General features: G+C 52.4%; 5 protein-coding genes. 2 read left to right on the top strand and 3 right to left on the bottom strand.

The features are described 5' to 3' along the window. The first annotated feature begins 311 nt into the window (after positions 1 to 311). Complete coding sequence (locus PKC81_RS08020; protein WP_324334875.1) at positions 312 to 851, top strand: DUF4189 domain-containing protein; 540 nt, start codon at positions 312 to 314, stop codon at positions 849 to 851. Between the two features lie 36 nt (positions 852 to 887). Here the strand turns inward: PKC81_RS08020 and PKC81_RS08015 are convergent, their stop codons facing one another. Then, positions 888 to 1,373, bottom strand: a complete 486-nt coding sequence (locus tag PKC81_RS08015; RefSeq protein ID WP_324334873.1) for a DUF3703 domain-containing protein — start codon at positions 1,371 to 1,373, stop codon at positions 888 to 890. 192 nt (positions 1,374 to 1,565) lie between these two features. Between PKC81_RS08015 and PKC81_RS08010 the strand changes: the two genes are divergently transcribed. Continuing rightward, on the top strand, positions 1,566 to 2,192 hold the full coding sequence (locus PKC81_RS08010) for a hypothetical protein (protein WP_324334871.1): 627 nt from the start codon (positions 1,566 to 1,568) through the stop codon (positions 2,190 to 2,192). A 10-nt stretch (positions 2,193 to 2,202) separates the two neighbouring features. On the opposite strand, the gene PKC81_RS08005 is transcribed toward PKC81_RS08010, so the two are convergent. After that, complete coding sequence (locus PKC81_RS08005) at positions 2,203 to 3,903, bottom strand: hybrid sensor histidine kinase/response regulator (RefSeq protein ID WP_324334869.1); 1,701 nt, start codon at positions 3,901 to 3,903, stop codon at positions 2,203 to 2,205. Positions 3,904 to 4,084: 181 nt separating this feature from the next. Beyond that, on the bottom strand, positions 4,085 to 5,479 hold the full coding sequence (locus PKC81_RS08000) for a hybrid sensor histidine kinase/response regulator (protein WP_324334867.1): 1,395 nt from the start codon (positions 5,477 to 5,479) through the stop codon (positions 4,085 to 4,087). Positions 5,480 to 6,000: the final 521 nt, after the last annotated feature.

The raw sequence follows: 6,000 nt of genomic DNA, 5'->3' as shown, positions 1-6,000 counted from the left end.
TTCGAGTCTTCTTGACCGCACCAGACAGACGGAACTTCACGTCCGGCCCTGAACTCTCGGTCATCCCTTGGGTTCCTGTCGAGTCTGATTTGTAATAGCCTCATATTGTAAGACCGAAGACTGCGATCTGCCACGCTCGCTATGACAATAAGCAGAGGATTAGCAGTTTAGACCTGCTCGTTCTACCAGATCGCGCCGCTTTCAAGAACGGCCCTCCCTGAGGGAGGGTATACCGGTACATCGAAACTCTGTTTTTTCGCACCGAAACGGCTCATTTGTAGTTATCTGCAACAACCAAGCTGAATTGCAATATGCATAACTCGTTGCGTAAAATGCGAGGCGCCTTCGCGGTTGTTACTGCACTTTTGTTTCTGAATGTCAGCGCTGGGCAAGCAGAAAATGGGTGTCCGGCGGGGTATGAGCCTTGGAAGATTCCTGTCGAGACTATAAACGACTGTATGGCGATCCCCGACTATGGGCAGGATGCTGAAGGGGCTGAAGTCCCCGTTCCTCAAGACGAAAGTATCTGGCAGAGCAGATGGGGAGCCATTGTAACAGGAAAGTCTAAAGTCGGAACGGTCGTCGGTATCAGTGAAGCTGCAATAAGTAAGCACGAAGCTGAAGTGGATGCACTCCGTCAATGCCAATCCCAGGGCGGTTTTGATTGCGACGTGGAAATCGTGTTCTACAATCAATGCGGGACTATCGTTTGGGGTGATGGGTATAGTTACGCTGCGCGCGCAGCGACGGTGAGCAGGGCTGAAGAAATTGCATTGGCCGGATGCGCGGAGCTGACTTCCAACTGTAAGGTATACTACACCAGCTGCAGCTATCCCGTCCGGGTCAGGTAGTGCCGCCGCAACCTGCAAGTGCTGTAACTAACTCGATCATTGAAGGCCGTAAAACAGGATAGAGACGAGAGCTATCGGAGCAAAAACTAAACCACGGATCAGAAATCCGTTCCGCAACGAATAGCCTTCAAAATAGGGACGAAGATCCGGGGGAATTGGCATTGGCAAAGTTGGCGATACATCGGCCCCTCCAGTATTGCCGACAGGCAGCCAACCAACAAGGTGGAATGGACCTGCGCCAATAAGCCGGATGATCTGCCCTCGCGCTTCTCGCCAATCCGATTCTATCATTGCAACACGCAGCATATGATAATGACTTATCACATGGGCAGCATACCAGCGCTGACCCAAAATGTGGGCGCGCTCCAGGTGAAACTTCGCATCGGCCAGTGCTCCGTTGCGTATCGCCGATTTAGCCAGCCCCATTTCCTTGCGAAATGCCGCTTTTACTTCGGTTGCCATTGCAAACCCCCGGATTTGGATTGTCGATTGAGGCTTACTACGCCCGGCAATGATGGGCATTTGCCGAATTGACCCAGTGCACCGGTACAAATCACAGACTATACTCCAGCCACGGTTCATGGCGACAAAGCCGTGTTTTGAAGGTTCCGGTCTTTTGTGGAAATTAACCGGCAAACGGATCGGTAGGAAGTTGATATGAATCCGGCAGCGCTCTGCTTTTCGAAGAAGGGCAGCTTCACTAGAGTAACTCTGATGGCGACAGTGTGCGCGGTCGTCATATGGCTGCTGGCGGGCCATGACGTTTTTGCTCCGCCCCCGCCTCCACTGCCTCCACCTCCGTCGCCGACCGATAGCATGACATTTGAAGATCATCTTGCCTATTTGGAAGCTGTGCGGGCGTCACAACCACCCGAGCGTCACGGCTTGGACCAGCTGACCGGTGGCTGGTTCAGCATAATATTGCTGATTGCGTGCCTTGCCCTGGCATTTTGGGAAGGTGGGATGGACTTGTGGCGCCTGTTAACGCCTTCCCCGGCTCTGCAGGTGCAAAACCGGGAGCTGAGGATTCACAGCAGTTTTCTCTCGGCTCCGCAGACAATAGCGGTCAGCAGCATTCATTTGGTCACGCTCGACCGTGGCGATCGGATCCGCCCGGGATTCTGGGACGATCTACAGGCCGGAATTTCCTGGTCAAACAGGCTGGGGTTTAAAGTCGGTGCCCGTATGCGGCATGTCCTGCTTATTGATTATATCACTACGTCCGGTGCCTTGGATAGCCTGCGCATCAGCGATGCGCATGTTGATGGCGGTGTGGAGCAGCTTTCCCGCTTCGCCGCCTATCTCCGCGCAATGCTTGACGCAGAATCGCGGCACACATAGCCGACAATGATCATATCTTGTTACGACCGGCGGCGCGAAATGTCGAAAGTATCGATCGCAACATTGCCGGTTGCACAGGCTTGGCAAGTATCTGGATCCCTTCATCGAAATTTTGCTGATTGGCGATGGCCTCAGCGTGTCCCGTCAACAGGATTGCCGGCACAGTCGACCCAAGGCCCTCGCGGATAACGCGAATTGCTTCTGTTCCCAATCGCCTGTTGCCCAAATCAAAGTCGGCAATAATGACGTCGGCTGCCTGAAAACTGACTGGTGGTTCAGCATAGGCCTGAACGTCGCATCCCCAATGCCTCAGCATAGCTGCTGTTGCGTCCAAAACATCAAGATCGTCTTCTACCAGAATAACGCGGAAATTGCTCTGCAGACGCAAAGGCTCATTGCTGACCAAAGGTGTGCGAACAACTTTCTCAAAACTCATCTGGATATCGGAAATGCGTGCGACAGTTCCCCGGCCTCTTTCTGATTTCACCGTAAGATTGAAACCACAGAGGTCTGCCAATCTATTGACTATTGCCAGTCCAAGGCCAACACCTTCGGCATCGCGATCACCAGCTTCATGTGCCCGGTAAAATTCGTCAAATATGAAAGGGAGATGCTCGACCTTGATGCCGATGCCCTGATCGTACACTTCGACTGCGACCCGCTTTCCCTGCCTGCGCGCTCCTATCAATACTCTCGCGCCAGGTGCGTATTTGATCGCGTTTGACAACAGATTTTGTATCATCATCGCCAGCAATGTCGGATCGGCACGTACTTTCAGACTCGTCGGCATGCAGCGAAGATCGACGTTATTCCCTATAGCAAGCTGTTCATTTTGTTGCACGATATCTGCCAGCAGCGATTGTAACTCGATGGTTTCGATGCGGACTTCGATTGCTCTGCTGTCGATCCGGGAGATGTCCAGCAACGACTTGAACAGTCTTGAAACAGAACCAAGCGCTTTTTCGATACGATCAAGCAATTGATTCCGATCGGCGCTCTCTTTTGTTGCCCGCAAAATGTCGAGATAATAGCCGATCGAATGGATGGGTTGGCGCAAATCATGGCTCGCTTGGGCTAGAAACCGGCTCTTTGATTGCATCGCCTCCAATGCGGTCTCACGTGCTTGCGATATCTGCCGCAACACCACTATCGAATAGGCGGACAATATCAGAAAACAAATGGCGAAGGTGAGAAGCACATCGAAACGGCTTTGCCAGAACGGGCTCATCGCAAACAAACTGAACAATGATAACAGTGCCAATATTGGTGCAAATATCAGATTCCAGCGGCCAAACCGCATACCGTTCCCGACCGCGACCCACAGGATCATTGCGAGGAATATCATCATTGGGCCTTCGCCGACCAACAGTAGATAGGTTAAGGCTCCGAAATCGCAGATCAGGGTGAAGAGTCGGCGCAAGGTGAAGCTGCCGGGAAATTTCTGAATGATGGCGAGCAACGCGATGCCTAATGCTGCATAACCAAGACATAGCAGGAGCAGATGTTTTGCCGCGCCTTCAGGTAGCGGTAAAATCAAGATATAACTGTCTGCGGGACCAGGAATTGTTGATCCACCAGCGATCCAGCGAAGGATAATATAAAGGGCGGACGCCGCTATCATCCATAAGCGAATTCGCGCCTGATCATATTCTGCCCAATGCTCGTCGAAAACACCGGGAAGCTCAATAATTCTTTTATGCTGGGGAGCCATATTACTTCATCATTCCTGGACATATGTTGCCAATAAGCATGGATGCGTTCCACGAGACAAGGCGGCCATCTTCAGGCGTCCAGTTAATAAACCTGGTGTGATGGAGAGGGCGATAGCTGCCCCGGCATTGCTGACCTTCGGCCTGTGCACGATGCAATACCAAGACCTGTTTTGCCACGACTTACAGGGACCGGTTGTGACTGGCTGCGCGAAATGTCGATAGTATCGATCGCAACATCGCCGGCTGTACAGGCTTGGCAAGTATCTGGATCCCTTCATCGAAATTTTGCTGATTGGCTATGGCCTCAGCGTGGCCCGTCATCAGGATTGCAGGCAAGATCGACCCCAGTTTCTCCCGGATCACAAGTATGGCGGATGTTCCCAAGGTCCGATCTCCCAAATCATAATCAGCAATGATCAGGTCTGCTGGCTCGAAATGAGCCGGGATGGTAGGGTGAGGCTGGACAGCGCACCCCCATTGCTCAAGCAGCGCGCAAGTAGCGTCAAGAACATCCGGATTGTCCTCAATCAGGATAACGCGATACCCCGCCAATGGCTTTGCCGCATCGTGCATTGCAGCCTGTTTGGGTGTCCGCTTCTCGTAATTGACAGGAATGTCGTAAATGCCTGCTGTGGTGCCTATGCCGCGTCGTGACCGTATCGATAATGTGAATCCTGATAATTGAGCCAACCTGTTGACGATGGCGAGGCCTAAACCGACCCCCTCGGAATCGCGGTCTCCTTCGACATGGGCACGGTAAAATTCGTCGAAGATATGGGGTATATGGGCCGCATCGATGCCGATGCCTGCGTCATGCACCTCTATCGCCACCACTCCACCCTTGCGGCGTACGCCGAGTACAACGCCGCTCCCCCGCGCATATTTGATCGCGTTCGACAGCAAATTCTGGACCATGGTGGACAGAAGTGCGGGATCGGCTGAAACGGAAATAGTTGTGCGAACATATCTTACATTGACGTCATGCCATTGTGCACTTTGCTCATTTTGTTGGACCAGATCGGACAGCAATGGATGCAGCGCAACGACTTCACTGTTAACCTCGATGGTTCCGCTGTCGAGCCGTGCAATATCAAGCAGCGATTTGAACAGCCGTGACACCGATCCCAGTGCCCGCTCGATCCGTTCGATCAGTTTTTCGCGATCTGCAGCGCTGCGGGCGGTTCGTAGCAGGCTGAGATAATAGCCGATCGAATGAATAGGCTGGCGCAAATCGTGGCTGGCATGGGCCAGAAAACGGCTTTTGGCTTGCATGGCGACAAGTGCCTCGTCGCGTGCCTGCGCGGTCTGACCCAGAAGCACGTAGGCATAAGCAGGCAAAACCAGCGCCACCATCGAAAAAGTGCCCAGCAGATAAGGCTGTTGCCGCCAATAGTCGCTGAGCAGGAAGAGCGTGATCAACGACAGCTGTGCCATAACCGATGCAATTACAAGATAGCGCTGACCAAAGCGCATACCGTTACCCAATGTGACCCAGACGATGAAAACATATAGAGGCAGGCCCAGTGTTTTGCCCACCAGCATGACGAAGGTGAGCGAACAAAAATCTCCGAGCATGGCGATCAATCGTCGTGCGGGTATAACCCCCGGTCGCAGGCGAGTATGTATGAATATAAGGACTACAAAGGCTGAAAAGCAGGCAACATATATTAGCAGCGCTTCGGAGATATCATCCGAAATTCCGGTGAGTATCCCACTCAAGTAGAGATACAGAGCGCCGATCGAAACATTCCAAAGCCTTGATCGGGCCTGCCGATACTCGGCGGTAATTTCCAAACTCTCCGCAGACAATTGCCCGATTGTTTCAGTACCGGATGCCGCCATTTTGCCAACATGCCCGGCCAATGACGTTTTGGGTAAAAGTGGTGCCATAAGATTTTATACTACAAGAAGAATCAAGGTCAGCGCTTTGATGCGGAAACCGGTCTTCCCCAAAGCCGCTGTTCAGCCCATGGGTATATACAGTTGGCTGAACCCGCAACGTATCCCCAGCTGAAAAGAAGCACTAGTACAGCGATCCACATATACTTGCATCAACTCGACGGACTATCATTGCTGCAAAAGGACTTATTTGTGGT

The organism is Sphingorhabdus sp. (genome assembly GCF_035329025.1).
Taxonomy (GTDB): Bacteria; Pseudomonadota; Alphaproteobacteria; order Sphingomonadales; family Sphingomonadaceae; genus Sphingorhabdus_B.
Note: the sequence above shows the minus strand (reverse complement) of the source record. Positions and strands in the feature narration are given on the sequence as shown.

Bases quoted from the DNA above. Each gene is read 5' to 3' on its own strand.
- PKC81_RS08020 (WP_324334875.1), top strand. From the start codon at position 312: ATGCATAACTCGTTGCGTAAAATGCGAGGCGCCTTCGCGGTTGTTACT.
- PKC81_RS08015 (WP_324334873.1), bottom strand. From the start codon at position 1,373: ATGCCCATCATTGCCGGGCGTAGTAAGCCTCAATCGACAATCCAAATC.
- PKC81_RS08010 (WP_324334871.1), top strand. From the start codon at position 1,566: ATGGCGACAGTGTGCGCGGTCGTCATATGGCTGCTGGCGGGCCATGAC.
- PKC81_RS08005 (WP_324334869.1), bottom strand. From the start codon at position 3,903: ATGGCTCCCCAGCATAAAAGAATTATTGAGCTTCCCGGTGTTTTCGAC.
- PKC81_RS08000 (WP_324334867.1), bottom strand. From the start codon at position 5,479: ATGCTCGGAGATTTTTGTTCGCTCACCTTCGTCATGCTGGTGGGCAAA.